This window comes from Shinella sp. NM-101 (assembly GCF_021401195.1).
Classification (GTDB): domain Bacteria; phylum Pseudomonadota; class Alphaproteobacteria; order Rhizobiales; family Rhizobiaceae; genus Shinella.
In genome coordinates this window covers 187,261-202,207 of the sequence record NZ_JACBFT010000002.1, presented here as the reverse complement: position 1 = coordinate 202,207, position 14,947 = coordinate 187,261, and the positions used below count along the sequence as shown (strand labels likewise).

Sequence of the window (14,947 nt, the reverse complement as noted above, 5' to 3'; positions counted from 1 at the left end):
CCTGCCGGCAATCTCCCCCGCAAGGGGGAAGAAAATATGCGGCACCGCCACAGGTTAAGCCCCTCCCCCTTGTGGGGAGGGGTTGGGAGGGGTCTATGCCTAAAGCCCGAGCATGCGCCGGTTCGCCGCCTGGTCTGTCCCGGCATCGGCAAAATCATCGAACGCCTTATCCGTCACGCGGATGATATGCGCCTTCACGAACTCCGCCCCCTCACGCGCCCCGTCCTCCGGGTGCTTCAGCGCGCATTCCCACTCGACCACGGCCCAGCCGGCGAAATCGTTCGCGGCCATCTTGGAGAAGACGGCGCCGAAATCGACCTGGCCGTCGCCGAGCGAGCGGAAGCGGCCGGCGCGGTTCACCCAGCTCTGGTAGCCGCCATAGACGCCCTGCCGGCCCGTCGGGTTGAACTCGGCATCCTTCACATGGAACATGCGGATGCGGTCCTTGTAGATGTCGATATTGTCGAGATAGTCGAGGCACTGAAGGACATAGTGCGAGGGGTCGTAGAGCATGCAGGCGCGGGCATGGTTGCCGGTGCGCTCCAGGAACATCTCGTAGGTGATGCCGTCGTGCAGGTCCTCGCCCGGATGGATCTCGTAGCAGATGTCGACGCCGTTCTCCTCGGCATGGTCGAGGATCGGCTTCCAGCGCTTCGCCAGTTCGTCGAAGGCGGTCTCGACAAGGCCGTCGGGACGCTGCGGCCAGGGATAGACGAAGGGCCAGGCGAGCGCGCCGGAGAAGCTGGCCATAGCATCAAGGCCGAGGTTCTTCGAGGCCGTCAGCGCCAGCTTCACCTGCTCCACCGCCCAGGCCTGCCGCGCCTTCGGATTGCCGCGCACTTCCGGCACGGCAAAGCCGTCGAAGGCCTCGTCATAGGCGGGATGCACGGCGACGAGCTGGCCCTGGAGATGGGTGGAAAGCTCGGTGATCTCGACGCCGTTCTCGCGCGCCTTGCCTGCGAACTCGTCGCAATAGGCCTTGGATCCCGCCGCCTTCTTCAGGTCGATGAGGCGCGCGTCCCAGGTCGGCACCTGCACGCCCCTGTAGCCGATGTCGGCCGCCCATTTGGTGATCGAGTCCCAGGAATTGAACGGCGCGGCATCGCCCGCGAACTGTGCAAGAAACAGGCCGGGGCCCTTGATCGTCTTCATTTCGGCTTCCTCCCATGGAGCTGGCCATGGTCGCGGCCAGTCGATGATATTTTTGCGGTACGTACCGCAGCGCGTGGAAAGCTATCGGCCTTTGGCCGGGCGGGCAATGCGGAATTATAAGAGTTGATGGAATGTGAGGGGCGGTGGTGACGCGGCACCAAGGGCGCCCGCCAAGCCAGTGCCAGTACCTCGCTCCGCCCTCTCCCCTCTCCTTCGTCATGGTCGGGCATGACCCAAGGATAACGACAGAGAGTGCGGCGCTGTCATGGACAAGCCGCCCGGGCAAAAACCCGGGCGGCTCGCCTCGTCGTCAGATCAGAACGGGGAATCGGGGAAGTAGAAGTCCTTCGCGTTGTCCTTCGTCACCAGCGTGGCGTCGATGGTGTAGACGCCGCGAACCGGGACCTGGCCGTAGAAGTTGGCGGCGGTCATTTCGAGCGCGGTGCCGACCATTGCCGGCGGATAGAGCACGTCGACCGGGATCATCTTGTCGCCGTCCATAACCTTCTTGATCATGTCCTTCGAGCCGGCGCCGGCGATGACATACTGGATGTCCGTGCGGCCGGCCTGCTCGATGGCCTGGAGGACGCCGACGGCCATGTCGTCGTCCTGGCACCATACGACGTCGATCTTCTGGTACTTCGTCAGGTAGTCCTGCATGACCTTGAAGGCGTCGTCGCGGTTCCAGTTGCCGTACTGGCGGTCGAGGACCTTGACGTTCGAGCCCTCGATGCCCTTGTCGAAACCATCCTGGCGCTGCTGGTCGATCGGGATCGCCATGCCCCTGATAACGACGACTTCGGCATCCGGCGTCGTGGTCTTGATATATTCGCCGGCCGTCTGGCCGAGGGCGAAGTTGTTGCCGGCGACATAGAGGTCACGCACGGAATTGTCGTTGGCGCTCGGCGCGCGGTCGACGAGCGCGACGAAGGTGCCCTTGCCCTTGACTTCCTTGATGGCGTTGACCAGCGGATCCGGGTCGGTCGGCAGGATGACGAGCGCGTCGATGCCCTGCGTTTCGAGGTCCTGCACGGCATTCGCCTGGCTTGCCGGATCCGGCGAGGTCTTGACGATGACGTTGAGGCCCGGATTGCGCTCCATCAGGAGCTTGGCGACGCGTTCGGCGTGGTAGACGACGCCCGCCGTCCAGCCGTGGTCGGCGGCCGGGATCGACACGCCGATCGTCACCTTCTTGTCTTCCGCATGGACGGCACCGGCGATGAGCGCCATGGCCGCGACCGTCAGGCCGAGTAGTTTCTTGCGCATGATTTTCCTCCCAAAAGCAGGTCTGACATGAATGCCGGGCGACCAGAAACCCGGTTGGTTCTACGATTTCCGCACCAGCGAACGCTGGACGAGCATCGCAATGATGATGATCGCGCCCTGGATGGCCCCGATCAGGTATTCGCTGATGAAGTTGGACAGCAGCATGATGTTGCCAACCAGTTCGAGAATGAACGCGCCGCAGATCGTGCCCCAGACGCGCCCCGCCCCGCCCTTCAGCGCCGTACCGCCCACGACGACCGCGGTGATGGCCTGCAATTCCCACAGGATGCCGGTGGTGGCCGAGGTGGAGCCGAGGCGCGGCACGTAGAGCAGCACGGCGATGGCGACGCAGAGGCCCTGGATGACGAAGGCGATGGTGCGCACCCGGTTGACCGGGATGCCGGAATAGCGCGCGACATCGCTATTCGAGCCGACCGCCACGACATGACGGCCGTAGCGCGTACGGTAGAGGACGAAGGCGGCGATGGCGGTGACGACGAGGATGATGACGATCGGCACCGGCACGCCAAGGATGTAGCCGAAATAGGCGGGGCGATAGAGCGCCTGCAATTCCGGCTCGCGCAGCGTGATGGCGCCGCCCTGCGACAGCCAGGTGGTGAGGCCGCGATAGATGCCCATCGTGCCGAGCGTTGCGATGAACGGCTCGATCCTGCCGACCGTGGTAATGAGGCCGTTGGCAAGTCCGCAGGCCGCGCCGATGACGATCGTCAGCGCCATGGCGGCGGCGAGCATCAGGCCGGGATCGGCGATGACGCCGGAATTCATGAAGAGGATCATGATCGAGGCGACGAAGGCCACCATCGAGCCGACAGAGAGATCGAGGTCGCCGGAGGAGATGACGAAGGTCGCGCCGACCGCGATGATCGCGATGAAGGCGCTGCGCGTCGCGACATTGGCGAGGTTGTTGAGCCCGATGAAATTGGGGTTCACCAGCGCGCCGACGATGAGCAGCAGCGCGAGCGCGGCGAAGGGCGCGACGGCCCTCAGGTCCACATCCCGCCAGCTTCGGCCCCGCGGCTTGGTTTCGACTGCGTCTTCCGTCATGTTCGTCCCCGACGTGAATTTGTTGTGCTGGCGGCGATCAGGCCGCGGTCTTTTTCTTCAGGCCCGCCGAATAGCGCATGATCTCCTGCTCGGAGATCTCCTCGCCTTCGAGAATGCCGACGATGCGGCCCTCCCGCATGACGGCGACGCGCGTGCACAGGCCGATGATCTCCGGCATCTCCGAGGAGACGACGACGATCGACTTGCCGTCGCGGGCGAGCGCCGAGATGAAATGGTAGATCTGCTGCTTGGTGCCGACATCGATGCCGCGCGTCGGCTCGTCGATGATGATGACGTCGGGCTCGGTTTCCATGACCTTGGCAAGCAGCAGCTTCTGCTGGTTGCCGCCCGACATGCGCCCGGCGACGACGCGCCCGTCGCGCACGCGGATATCGAAGCGCCGGCGGGCGCGCTCCAGCGCGGCGGCCTCGCTCTTCGGGCTCAGATAGCCATACTTGCCATGCTGCTCCAGCGATTGCAGCGTAAGGTTCGCCGTCATGCGCGAGTTCAGCAGCAGGCCCTTGTGCTTGCGGTCCTTGGTCATGTAGGCGATGCCGACCCGGTTGGCGGCATGGACGTCGCCGCCCGGCACGCTCTCGCCGCGCACCCTGACCTCGCCGGCCGTACGCGACCGCAGCCCCGCGACCGCCTCCATCAGCTCCGTACGGCCCGAGCCGATCAGGCCGGAAAAACCGAGAATCTCGCCCTTGCGCACCTCGAAGCTCGCATCCTTGACGTAATGCGTGGAAAGCCCCTCGACTGACAGCGTCACCTCTTCGTCGACGCTCGGCTCCTGCTTGGCGGGATAGAGGCTGGAGAGCTCGCGGCCGACCATGAGCTGGGCGATGGACTCGCCGTCGAGAATGCTCGTCGGCGCCGTCTTCACCCATTGCCCGTCGCGCAGCACCGTGACGCGGTCGGTGAGTTCCATCACCTCGTCCAGCTTGTGCGAAACGAAGACGAAGGACGTGCCCTTTTCGCGCAATTTGCGCACCTGGCGGAAGAGGTAGTTGGTTTCCTCGCGGGAGAGGACGGCCGTCGGCTCGTCCATGAAGATGATGCGCGCATCGCGGCTGATGGCTTTCGCGATCTCCACCATCTGCTTGTCGGCGATGGAGAGTGAGTTGATCAGGGCATTCTCATCGACATGGGAGCCGAGCTGGTCGAGCACCCGGCGCGTCTCGGCGCGCATGAACTTGCGGTCGAGCACGCCGTAGCGCGTGACCTCGCGCCCGAGGAACAGGCTCTCGGTGACGGTGAGATGTTCGGCGAGGTTGAATTCCTGGTGGATGATGACGATGCCGAGCGCTTCGGCCTGCCCGTTCGGCGGCAGCTTCACCGGCTGGCCGTCCAGCAGGATCTCGCCCGAGGTCGGCTGCTCGAAGCCGGAGAGGATCTTCACCAGCGTCGACTTTCCGGCGCCGTTCTCGCCCATGAGCGCATGGATCTCACCGGCACGAAGCTCGAAATTGACGCTGAACAGCACCTGCACGCCACTGAAAGACTTGCTGATGCGACGCGCGGCAAGGACGACGGGAGCCCCGTCGGCAGCGTCCGGATTCATCGATTTCCTCCCTGCGGCTCCTCGACCGCTTGACGATGATGTAAACCTTTACACAGATCATGTAAAGGTTTACATCACTGGATATCGAGAATTTTCACCAAGCGTCGTTTGACCCTCGGGCCAGTCTGTGTAGTGTCCCCGCAAGTCTTTTGATCATCGCCGTTCCGGACGCCGTTTTTCGCCTTTCCGGACCTGCGACCGCCAAGTGAGAAACAGTTTGTCGTCGTCCAGTCCCGCCACGATCGAGGATGTCGCGCGCATCGCGCAGGTCTCGATCGCGACCGTCTCGCGGGCGATCCACACCCCGGAGAAGGTGGCGAATTCGACGCGGCTGAAGGTCAACCAGGCGATCGCCATCACCGGCTATACGACCAATGCCATGGCGCGGAGCCTGCGCCTCGGCCGGTCGAACATGATCCTGGTCGTGGCGCCCGACATCGGCGACCCGAACTTCTCCAATATCCTCGTCGGCCTTGAGAACGAGGCGCGCGCGCATGGCTACGGCATCCTGATCGGCCATACGCAGAACGATCCGCAGCGCGGGCTGGAATACCTGAAGTTCCTGAATTCCAACCAGGCGGCCGGTCTGATCCTCTTCACCGGCATTTTGCCCTTCGGCCACCAGTCGATGACGGCGCGCCTGCCGCCGTGCGTCGGCGTCTTCGAGCCGGTCTACAAGGGCGGCATCCCCTATGTCGGCGTCGACGACACCGAGGGCGCGCGCAAGGCCGTGGACCTTTTGATCGCCGAGGGCCACCGCAAGATCGCCTTCATCGGCGATTCGCGCACCCGCCTTGCCTACAGCCGCCGCCGGCAGGGCTATGACGAGGGGCTGGACGCGGCCGGCGTGCCGCCGGGCGAACGCATCGTGCTGGAGGGAGACGGCACGATCGAGAGCGGGCGCCTCGCGCTCGAACAGCTCTTCATGCGCGACACGCTGCCAAGTGCCTTCATGTGCGTCAACGACCAGACGGCCATCGGCGTGATGATCGGCCTCGGTGCGCGCGGCTACGACATTCCGACAGATTTTTCCGTGACCGGCTTCGACGACGTGCCGCAGGCGACCTTCATGACGCCCTCGCTCACCACGATCCGCCAGCCGCGCACCGCCATCGGCAAGAGCTCCATGGCGCTGCTGCTGGAACTCCTCTCCGGCAGCGAACCGCCGGACGCGGAAATCCTGCTGACGCCGGACCTCATCGTGCGCAACTCGGTCTCGGCCCCGGCCCGGCGGTTTTTGAAACGGTAGAGTTTGGGGTTACCCCCTCTGCCCGCCGGGCAGAGGGGGGTGCCAGCCCTCACCCGTACCGCCGCTGCGCCGGCTTGGCCGAAGGCTGGCTGCGGCCGGCCGTCACTGTGAAGCGGTCGACGAGGTCCTTCAGCGTCGCGCTGATCTTCATGAGGTTGTGCGTGGCAGCGTTGGTCTCCTCGACCATCGCGGCGTTCTGCTGGGTCATCTGGTCCATGCTGCCGACGGCGGTGTTGATCTCCGAGATGCCGGCCGACTGCTCGCGGGCGGAGCTGGCGATGGCGTCGATATGGGCGTTGATGTGCACGACCTGCTCGCCGATATGGTGCAGCGCCTCGCCCGTCCGGTTGACCAGCGACACGCCGCGCTGCACGTCCTCGAAGGACTTGTCGATCAGCGCCTTGATCTCCTTGGCGGCCTCCGCGGATTTCTGTGCGAGCTCGCGCACCTCCTGCGCGACGACCGCAAAGCCCTTGCCGGCCTCGCCGGCCCGCGCCGCCTCGACGCCGGCATTCAGCGCCAGGAGGTTGGTCTGGAAGGAGATCTGGTCGATGACGCCGATGATCTGCGTGATCCTGCCGGACGATTCCTGGATCGCGCTCATGGCCGATACCGCCTGCTCGACGACGTCGCCGGAGCGCTTGGCCTCGTCCGTCGCGCTGGCGACGACACGGCGGGCCTCTTCGGCGCGCTGCGCCGCCTCGCGGGAAATGGTGGTGATCTCCTCGACGGCCGCCGCGGTCTCTTCGAGCGAGGCGGCCTGCTGCTCCGTGCGCCGGGCCATGTCATCCGTCGCATGGGCGAGCTCGCCGGAATTGCCGGCCGCATCGTCCGCCGCCGTCACGATGGCGCCGAGCGTGTCGTCGAGCTTCTCGATCGCCGCGTTGAAATTGGAGCGCAGCCGCTCGAACTGCGGGGCGAGCGGATTGTCGATGGCGGCGGTGAGATCGCCGCCGGCAAGGCGGTTGAGCGAGGTATCGAGGGCGCCGAGTGCCTCCTCCTGCTCGGCATTCAGCACCTGCCGTTCGGCCTCCACCTTCTCGCGCTCCTCCTGCAGGGCTTCCAGATAGACCGAGATGGCATAGTCCATGTCGACCAGCGCGGCCTTGACGATGGAGGAAATCTCCGCGCCGAGCGCCGCCGCCTTCTTGCGGTAGAGGAAGCCTTCGAGATGCTTTGCGATGACGCTCTCGACGATGGCCTCCAGGATCAGCGCATAGCCGCCGATATACCAGCGCGGCTCGAGGCCGAGGCGGGCATGCGTGCGGCCGATCGTCGTGACGGCATCGACATAATTCGCGTCGAACTTCGCAGAGGCGATCAGCTCCCAATGCTTGACCTGGCGCCCCTTGGCGCTCTGGACATGCGCCTCGCTGGAAAAGAACCGTGCCGTCTCGGGCGTGGCACGCGCCTTGCGGTAGAAGGTGTCGAGCGCGCCGTCGAGCGAGGCGGAGATTGTCGGCAGCGCCCTCAGCAACGCCTCGCGCTGGCCGGTGTCGAGATCGACGAACCGGAGGCGTTCATTCAACTGCTGCGTCTTGGCATCCTGCGCTGACATCGGGCAGATCCTCCTGCGTTGGAAATGGCGACTGACGCCAAGTCCCGAATCGGGATCAAAGCTTTCGGTCTGTAGTGATTTTTTGCAGGAGACAGTAAACAAAAGCTGTAGGATCGAGGACAATGCCAGTCACAAAATTGATGCATGGTAATTTTTGCTCGGATTTAAATCGTAAGCCTCGCTTATCAACGATAAAAATCACACAAATACGCCAAGATCGAAAGTACAATTAAGTACACTGAAAAGTATATCTCACGTAACGTGAGGCATGACGCCGCGCGGATGAAAAGGGGCGCCCGAAGGCGCCCCGCGATAACTCGGATGATGCGTGCCCGGCGGCGTCAGACGTAGCGGTTGACGACGTTTTCCAGGAATTCCTGCCGGCCGGAACGCGGCTGCGGGTTGACGTTGCCGTCGCGCACATAGGCCTCCAGCGCTTCCAGCGAGGAACCGCCGGAAAGGATCTTCTGCGCATCCGGCTTCTGCCAGCCGGCATAGCGCTCGGCGAGCGGGCCGGAAAGCGCCTTGTCCTCGATCATCCTCGCCGCCGCCTTCAGGCCGCGCGCGCAGCAATCCATGCCGCCGATATGGCCGATGAGAAGGTCCGCCGGGTCGATCGACTGGCGGCGCAGCTTGGCGTCGAAATTGGTGCCGCCCTTCGTGAAACCGCCGCCGGCGAGCACCTGGTAATAGGCCAGCGCCATTTCCGGCACGTTGTTGGGGAACTGGTCGGTATCCCAGCCGGACTGGTAGTCGTTTCGGTTCATGTCGATGGAGCCGAAGATGCCGAGCGCGTTGGCGAGCGCCAGCTCGTGCTCGAAGGAATGGCCGGCAAGGATCGCGTGGCCCTGCTCGATATTGACCTTCACCTCGTTTTCCAGGCCGTACTTCCTGAGGAAGCCGTAGACCGTCGCGACGTCGTAGTCGTACTGGTGCTTGGTCGGCTCCTGCGGCTTCGGCTCGATGAGAATCGCGCCCTTGAAACCGATCTTGTGCTTGTATTCCACCACCATGTTGACGAAGCGGCCGAGCTGGTCGAGCTCCTGGCCGATATTGGTGTTGAGCAGGGTCTCGTAGCCCTCGCGGCCGCCCCACAGCACGTAGTTGTCGCCGCCGAGGCGCTGGGTGGCATCCATGCAGGTCTTCACCGTCGCGGCGGCGAAGGCGAAGACATCAGGGTCCGGATTGGTCGCGGCGCCGCCCATGTAGCGGCGGTTCGAGAAGAGGTTCGCCGTGCCCCAGAGCAGCTTGACGCCGGTCGCGGCCTGCTTTTCGGCGAAATAGTCGACGATCTCGTTGAGGTTCTTCGTGTTCTCGACGAAGTCCCTGCCTTCCGGGCGCACGTCCGCGTCATGGAAGCAGTAGAAGGGCACGCCGAGGAGCTGGAAGAATTCGAAGGCGACGTCGGCCTTCAGCTTCGCCGCCTTCATGCTGTCCTCGAACCACGGACGTTCGAAGGTCTGGCCACCGAAGGGGTCGCCGCCCGGCCAGACGAAGGTATGCCAGTAGGCGACGGCGAAGCGCAGGTGATCCTCCATGCGCTTGCCCATGACGATCTCGTCGGGATTGTAGTGGCGGAAGGCGAGCGGGTTGGTGCTCTCGGGACCTTCGTATCTGATCTTGGCGATAACGCCGAAAAAGCCGGTGGCCATGGGTGTCTCCTCTCGAATGGTCATTGATCAGTAGGCGGCGCGGATCGCCGGATAGAGCCGGCGGTAGCGCTGGTAGGCATCCTCGTAGGCGGCGGTGAGCGCGGCCTCGGGTTCGATGGTTTCGGCGGTGGCGGGGGCGGTCAGCACCTCCGTCGGGTTCGCACCGGTCGCGGCGATGAGGCCGAGGCGGGCGGCGCCGAAGGCCGCGCCGAAATCGCCGTCGGCCGGCAGGTCGACGGGAAGGTTCAGCGCCGTCGCGATGGATTTCAGCCAGTAATGCGAGCGCGAACCGCCGCCGATGGCGGTGACGCAGGAAAGGCGCGTGCCGGCGGATTTCAGCGCTTCGAGATTGTCGCGCAGCGCGAAGGAAACGCCCTCCAGCACCGCCTGCGTCAGCACCGGCCGGCCGCTCTCATGGCCGAGGCCGAGGAAGGCACCGCGGATGGCCGCATCGTTGTGCGGCGTGCGCTCGCCGGAGAGATAGGGCAGGAAGGTGACACTCGAAGGGGCCTTCAGCACCTCGCCGAGTTCCTTCGTGAGATCGGCGGCGGAAGCGCCGGTGACGCGCGAATGCCAGTTGAGCGCGTCGGTCGCCGAAAGAATGACGCCCATCTGGTGCCAGGTGTTCGGCAGCGCGTGGCAGAAGGCGTGCACGGCGCTTTCCGGGTTCGGCAGGTAGCTGGCATTCGCCGCGAAGAGCACGCCGGAGGTGCCCAGCGAAACGAAGGCCGTGCCCTCGCGCACCGTGCCCATGCCGCAGGCCGAGGCCGCATTGTCGCCCGCCCCGCCGGCAACGACGACACCCTCGCCGAGGCCCCATTTCGACGATAGCTCCGGCCGCAGCATACCGGCCGGCTCGGTGCCTTCCACGAGGCCCGGCATCTGGCGCTCTTCGAGGTCGGTCGCGGCGAGAAGTTCGGCGGACCATCTGCGAGCGCCGGTGTCGAGCCAGGACGTGCCGGCGGAATCGGACATTTCGGAAAGATGCTCGCCCGTCAGCCAGAGGCGGAGATAGTCCTTGGGCAGCAACACCCAGCGGACCTTGGCGAAGATATCGGGCTCGTTGTTCTTCACCCAGGCGAGCTTCGGCGCGGTGAAGCCGGGGAAGACGATATTGCCGGTAATCTTTCGAAAGCGCGGATCGGCGTCGAGCGCGGCGGCTTCCCTGTGGCTGCGCGTGTCGTTCCACATGATGCAGGGGCGCAGCACCCTGTCGTCCGCATCGACCAGCGTCGCGCCATGCATGTGGCCGGAAAGGCCGATGCCGCGCACGGCGGAGAATTCGGCGGGGTGCGCAGCGCGAAGGCTGGCGATCGCCTCCTCCGTCGCGCGGATCCAGTCGGCCGGGTCCTGCTCCGACCAGCCGGCGTGAAGGCGCGCTGTCTCGACCTCCCTGCCGGAGGCCGAGCCGACGACCGTCTGGTCCGCATCGATCAGCATGGCTTTCACGCCCGACGTGCCGAGGTCGATCCCGAGATACATGGCTGTCTCCTAGTTTTCCTCGTCCGGGTCGGCCGGGAGGTTGTCCTTGATGAAGATGTCGAGGCGGATGCGCTCCTGCGCGGCGTTGACCGGCAGGCCGTCCGCCTTGGCGCGCAGCACGCGGATGGCGCTGCGCACCTCGTGGCCGGCATCCTGGTTGAGCACGGCATCGACGACGCCGCTTTCCAGCGCCGCCCGGGTCTCGCCGGTCAGCTCGTGCACGATCACGCAGAGATCGCCCCTGCCCCCCGCCGAAAGCGCGGCGATGAGGCCGCGATTGCCGGCACCGAGGCTGTAGATGCCGGCAAGGTCCGGCACCTTGGCGAGGCAATCGGCGATCAGCGAGAAGGAAAGCTCCGGATCGTCCTGCCCTTCCAGCACCGGCAGGATGGCGCGCGCCTGGGGCATGGCCGACATGGCGGCGAGAAACCCTTCGAGACGCTCGCCATGGTCGCGCACCCGCATGGAGCCGGCGAGCACCGCGACGGGGCCGGGCCGGCCGCCGAGGAAGCGGCCCATCAGGCTGCCGGCGGTGCGGCCGGCGGCGATATTGTCGACGCCGACGAAATGATCGCGACCAGAGCCGGCAAGATCGGAAACGAGGGTGACGACGGGGATGCCGGCCGCGTGCGCGCGGGCGATGGCGTCGGACACTTCCGGCGCATCCACGGCGACGGCGGCGATGCCGGAAACGTCCCCGGCGATGGCGGCATCGATGGCCTTCGCCAGCGCCGCCGCGTCGAAGGCCGGCACCGTCGCCACGGAAAGGCGGGTGCGCTCGGCGGCGGAATGGAGGCCGGCGCGGCGCACCTCCGCCTCCAGCCCGCGCATGAAGGGATTGTCGCCCTCCGGCAGGATGAAGACGAGCGGATAGACGCGGCCCTTGGCAAGGTTCGCCGCCGCGACGTCGCGCACATAGCCGAGCGCGGCGATCGCCGCCTCGACCCGCGCGCGCGTGACGCCGCGCACGCCCGGCCGGTCGTTCAGGACGCGGTCGACCGTGGCGAGGCTGACGCCCGCCTTGTCGGCGATATCGTGAACCGTGGGTCTCATCTCTCCTCCGTGGCGAGAGCCTTAGAGGAATTTTTGATGTACGTAAATCAGAAATTTTCAGGCAAGGTCCGTAGGCCGGTTTTGCCGGGCCTAGAGACGCTTGCTGAAGGCGTGGGTGAAGAGGAGATCGGCGGGGTTCTCGCCGGCCTTCGCGAGGGCGACATCCATAAAGGTGTCGGTGACGCGCACCAGCGCGAGGCCGCCCAGGAAGGCGGCGATGGGCTTGAAGATATCATAGCCCTCGCGGTTGTAGATCATCGGCGTCGGATGCTCGTGGCCATGGAAGATGCCGGCGACATTGTAGTCCTTGAGGGCGGCAAGCAGGGCGGCGCGCTCCTCGTCGCTCCACCAGTGCGCGGGACCGGCACCGGTCGGATCGAAGGTCTTCGCCGCCGGGTCCCAGTGCTCGGTGGAGAAATGGTCCCAGCCGTAGTGCTGGAAGAGCACGACGGGCCGGCCGTCGGCGGCATAGGTTGCAAGGTCCTGCTGCAGCCAGTTGAGGCCGCTGATCGCCCCCTTCGTATCGTCTCCGCCGAAGCGCTGAAGCTGGATGAGGTGCAGCCCGCCCCAGTCCCAGGAATAGTTGTCCGAATCGAGATCGTAGTTCGTCACCGGCACCGGCGCCTTGTAGAAGACCGTGGAGCGGTGGTTGAGCTCGACATAGTCGCGCAGCTCCCGGCGATACCAGTCGACATGCGGCGACACGCCGTCCTGGTCGAGGTCGTGATTGCCGAGGCCGCTATAGACGGGATAGTGCACCCGGTCCGGCCCGGTGCCCTGCTGGTAGCGGCTGGCGAATTGCTGGAGCTGCCACCCCTCGCCCGGCACCTTCACCTGCCCGCCGCCGTCGTCCGTCATGTCGCCGCCGAGCACGAGGCCGAGCGGCGCGGCGATGGGCGCGCCGGCGCTCGCAAGGCCGGAGGGCTTGCCGTCGATCACCGCCGGCCAGACGAGCCCGCCGACCGCGTTGACCGCCCCGACATGCCGCAGCAGCGCGGCATCCGTCTTGCCCTCGGCTGCGCAGTTCGGACTGAGGCCGTCCGCCGAGACGAGGCAGGCATGAACGTCGCAGGAAAAGAGGAAGGTGGCGTCCGTCGCGGCGCGCTGCGCCCCGGCGGCAGCCGCAAGCCTTGGCAGGGCGAGGGAAAGGCCGAGGCCGCCCGCGGCTGTCAGGAGATGGCGGCGGGTGGGATTGAAGGACATGCTTGTCTCCGGGCTTCGATCACGCCGCCATTGTGGCGGACGGACCGATGTCCGGGCAAGAGGGTTTCGGGCGGACTCAGTGCCCGCTGCCGCCCCCGACGCCCGACGGCGGCTTGCTGATCGCGAAGGCGCAGACGACGAGCGAGCCGAAGAGGAAGGTCAGGAGCAGGAAAATGTCGATGAAGGACAGGATATAGGCCTGCTGCTGCACCATGCCGGCCATCTGCTTGATGGCGATGGTCGGCCCGTCGAGGCCATGGGCGGAAAAGTTCGAGGCCATGTTGCGCAGCTGCTCGACGGCGACCGGATTGCCCCACTGCACATGCTCGGACAGGCGCAGGTAATGTTCCTGCGAGCGCTGGGTGAGGATCGTGTTGATGACCGCGAGCCCCACCGCCCCGCCGAGGTTTCGCGTCAGGTTGAAAAGGCCGGAGGCGTTGCGGATACGGTCGGGCGGCAGCGTGCCGAGCGCCACGTTGTTGATCGGCACCATGCAGATCATCAGCGAGACGCCGCGCAGGATCTGCGGCACCAGGAGCTCGTAGAAGTCCCAGTCGGCGGTGAGCTGCGTCATCGACCATGTGCCGAGCGCAAAGCCGCCGAAGCCGATCATCATCATGACGCGCGGATCGAGCCGCGAAGACATCATGCCGGCGATCGGCGCGGTGCAGAACATGGCAAGGCCCGAGACGAACATGGTCTCGCCGATCATCAGCGAATCGTAGCCCCGGATGCGGGCGAGATAGAGCGGATAGAGATAGGTGAGGCCATAGAGCCCGATGCCCATGACGAAGGAGAAGACCGAGCCGAAGGCGAAGTTCCGGTTGGCGAAGGCGCGCAGGTCCACCACCGGGAATGGCACCTTGAAGGCCCGCCAGAAGAAGACGATGGCGCCGATGGCGACGGCGAGCGACCCCATGACGATATGCTCGTCGCTGAACCAGTCCTTGTTGTTGCCTTCTTCCAGCACGTATTCCAGCGAGCCGAGGAACACCGCCATGGAGATGAGCCCCCACCAGTCGAAGCGCTTCATCAGGCCGAATTCCGGCTTGTCGAAGTCGATCAGGTTGAAGGTGAGGACCGTGACGATGATGCCGGGAATGATGTTGACGAGGAACAGCCAGTGCCAGGAGAAGGCATGGCTGAGATAGCCGCCCACCGTCGGGCCGATGGTGGGCGCGAGCGTCGCGACGAGGCCGATCATCGGCGAGACGACGGAGCGCTTGGAGGGCGGGAAGATGGTGAAGGCCGCCGCGAAGACCGAGGGGATCATGCCGCCACCGATGAAGCCCTGTATGGCGCGGTAGACGATCATCTGGTCGATATTCGTGGCCGTCGCCGCAAGCGCGCTGGCGATGGTGAAGCCGGCGGCCGAGAAGCTGAAGAGCACGCGCGTCGAGACGATGCGCGCCAGCGTGCCCGACAGCGGGATCATGATGACTTCGGCGATCAGGTAGGAGGTCTGCACCCAGGCGATCTCATCCGCACCCGCGCCGAGGCCGGGCTGGATCTCCGACAGCGAGGCCGAGACGATCTGGATGTCGAGGATCGACATGAACATGCCGAAGACCATCGCGAAGAAGGCGATGACGCGGCGGACGGGAACCTTGTCGGCATGCGCGGGCGCCGCCGCAAGTGCGCCGGCAGTCGGTTGAGCGGTCGCGGCCATGGCCCGCGCTCCCTTGCTGGAGCATTCGGCCGCC

General features: G+C 65.5%; 11 protein-coding genes. 1 reads left to right on the top strand and 10 read right to left on the bottom strand.

Annotation, left to right across the window (positions count from 1 at the left end):
• Positions 1-99 precede the first annotated feature (99 nt).
• From L0976_RS04775 to L0976_RS04760, 4 genes are all read right to left on the bottom strand, one after another.
• Positions 100-1,152 (bottom strand): sugar phosphate isomerase/epimerase, encoded by a 1,053-nt coding sequence (locus tag L0976_RS04775; protein WP_234186354.1) that lies wholly within the window; start codon positions 1,150-1,152, stop codon positions 100-102.
• 315 nt (positions 1,153-1,467) lie between these two features.
• Positions 1,468-2,418: a substrate-binding domain-containing protein gene (locus tag L0976_RS04770; protein ID WP_203316141.1), complete on the bottom strand. Its 951-nt coding sequence runs from the start codon at positions 2,416-2,418 to the stop codon at positions 1,468-1,470.
• Positions 2,419-2,478: 60 nt separating this feature from the next.
• Positions 2,479-3,483 (bottom strand): ABC transporter permease, encoded by a 1,005-nt coding sequence (locus L0976_RS04765; protein WP_234186353.1) that lies wholly within the window; start codon positions 3,481-3,483, stop codon positions 2,479-2,481.
• Between the two features lie 37 nt (positions 3,484-3,520).
• Positions 3,521-5,047, bottom strand: a complete 1,527-nt coding sequence (locus tag L0976_RS04760) for a sugar ABC transporter ATP-binding protein (RefSeq protein ID WP_234186352.1) — start codon at positions 5,045-5,047, stop codon at positions 3,521-3,523.
• A gap of 217 nt (positions 5,048-5,264) precedes the next feature.
• Between L0976_RS04760 and L0976_RS04755 the strand changes: the two genes are divergently transcribed.
• The gene (locus L0976_RS04755) at positions 5,265-6,296 is read left to right on the top strand and encodes a LacI family DNA-binding transcriptional regulator (RefSeq protein ID WP_203319811.1); all 1,032 of its coding nucleotides are present in this window, start codon (positions 5,265-5,267) and stop codon (positions 6,294-6,296) included.
• Between the two features lie 49 nt (positions 6,297-6,345).
• Here L0976_RS04755 and L0976_RS04750 read toward each other — a convergent pair whose 3' ends face one another.
• From L0976_RS04750 to L0976_RS04725, 6 genes are all read right to left on the bottom strand, one after another.
• Positions 6,346-7,854: a methyl-accepting chemotaxis protein gene (locus L0976_RS04750; RefSeq protein WP_234186351.1), complete on the bottom strand. Its 1,509-nt coding sequence runs from the start codon at positions 7,852-7,854 to the stop codon at positions 6,346-6,348.
• Positions 7,855-8,195: 341 nt separating this feature from the next.
• Positions 8,196-9,506 carry a xylose isomerase gene (gene xylA, locus L0976_RS04745; RefSeq protein WP_234186350.1) on the bottom strand — a complete coding sequence of 437 codons (1,311 nt, stop codon included), beginning with the start codon at positions 9,504-9,506 and terminating at the stop codon, positions 8,196-8,198.
• Between the two features lie 27 nt (positions 9,507-9,533).
• On the bottom strand, positions 9,534-10,988 hold the full coding sequence (gene xylB / locus L0976_RS04740; protein ID WP_234186349.1) for a xylulokinase: 1,455 nt from the start codon (positions 10,986-10,988) through the stop codon (positions 9,534-9,536).
• 9 nt (positions 10,989-10,997) lie between these two features.
• A complete protein-coding gene (locus tag L0976_RS04735) occupies positions 10,998-12,041 on the bottom strand; it encodes a LacI family DNA-binding transcriptional regulator (RefSeq protein WP_234186348.1) in 1,044 nt (347 codons plus the stop codon).
• Positions 12,042-12,131: 90 nt separating this feature from the next.
• Positions 12,132-13,214, bottom strand: a complete 1,083-nt coding sequence (locus L0976_RS04730; protein ID WP_370643597.1) for a metallophosphoesterase — start codon at positions 13,212-13,214, stop codon at positions 12,132-12,134.
• Between the two features lie 106 nt (positions 13,215-13,320).
• Positions 13,321-14,913 (bottom strand): DHA2 family efflux MFS transporter permease subunit, encoded by a 1,593-nt coding sequence (locus L0976_RS04725; protein WP_234186346.1) that lies wholly within the window; start codon positions 14,911-14,913, stop codon positions 13,321-13,323.
• Between the last annotated feature and the right edge of the window lie 34 nt (positions 14,914-14,947).

Coding starts and splice junctions, on each gene's coding strand:
- L0976_RS04775 (WP_234186354.1), bottom strand. CDS start 1,152: ATGAAGACGATCAAGGGCCCCGGCCTGTTTCTTGCACAGTTCGCGGGC.
- L0976_RS04765 (WP_234186353.1), bottom strand. CDS start 3,483: ATGACGGAAGACGCAGTCGAAACCAAGCCGCGGGGCCGAAGCTGGCGG.
- xylB (WP_234186349.1), bottom strand. CDS start 10,988: ATGTATCTCGGGATCGACCTCGGCACGTCGGGCGTGAAAGCCATGCTG.
- L0976_RS04725 (WP_234186346.1), bottom strand. CDS start 14,913: ATGGCCGCGACCGCTCAACCGACTGCCGGCGCACTTGCGGCGGCGCCC.
- L0976_RS04735 (WP_234186348.1), bottom strand. CDS start 12,041: ATGAGACCCACGGTTCACGATATCGCCGACAAGGCGGGCGTCAGCCTC.
- L0976_RS04770 (WP_203316141.1), bottom strand. CDS start 2,418: ATGCGCAAGAAACTACTCGGCCTGACGGTCGCGGCCATGGCGCTCATC.
- L0976_RS04760 (WP_234186352.1), bottom strand. CDS start 5,047: ATGAATCCGGACGCTGCCGACGGGGCTCCCGTCGTCCTTGCCGCGCGT.
- xylA (WP_234186350.1), bottom strand. CDS start 9,506: ATGGCCACCGGCTTTTTCGGCGTTATCGCCAAGATCAGATACGAAGGT.
- L0976_RS04750 (WP_234186351.1), bottom strand. CDS start 7,854: ATGTCAGCGCAGGATGCCAAGACGCAGCAGTTGAATGAACGCCTCCGG.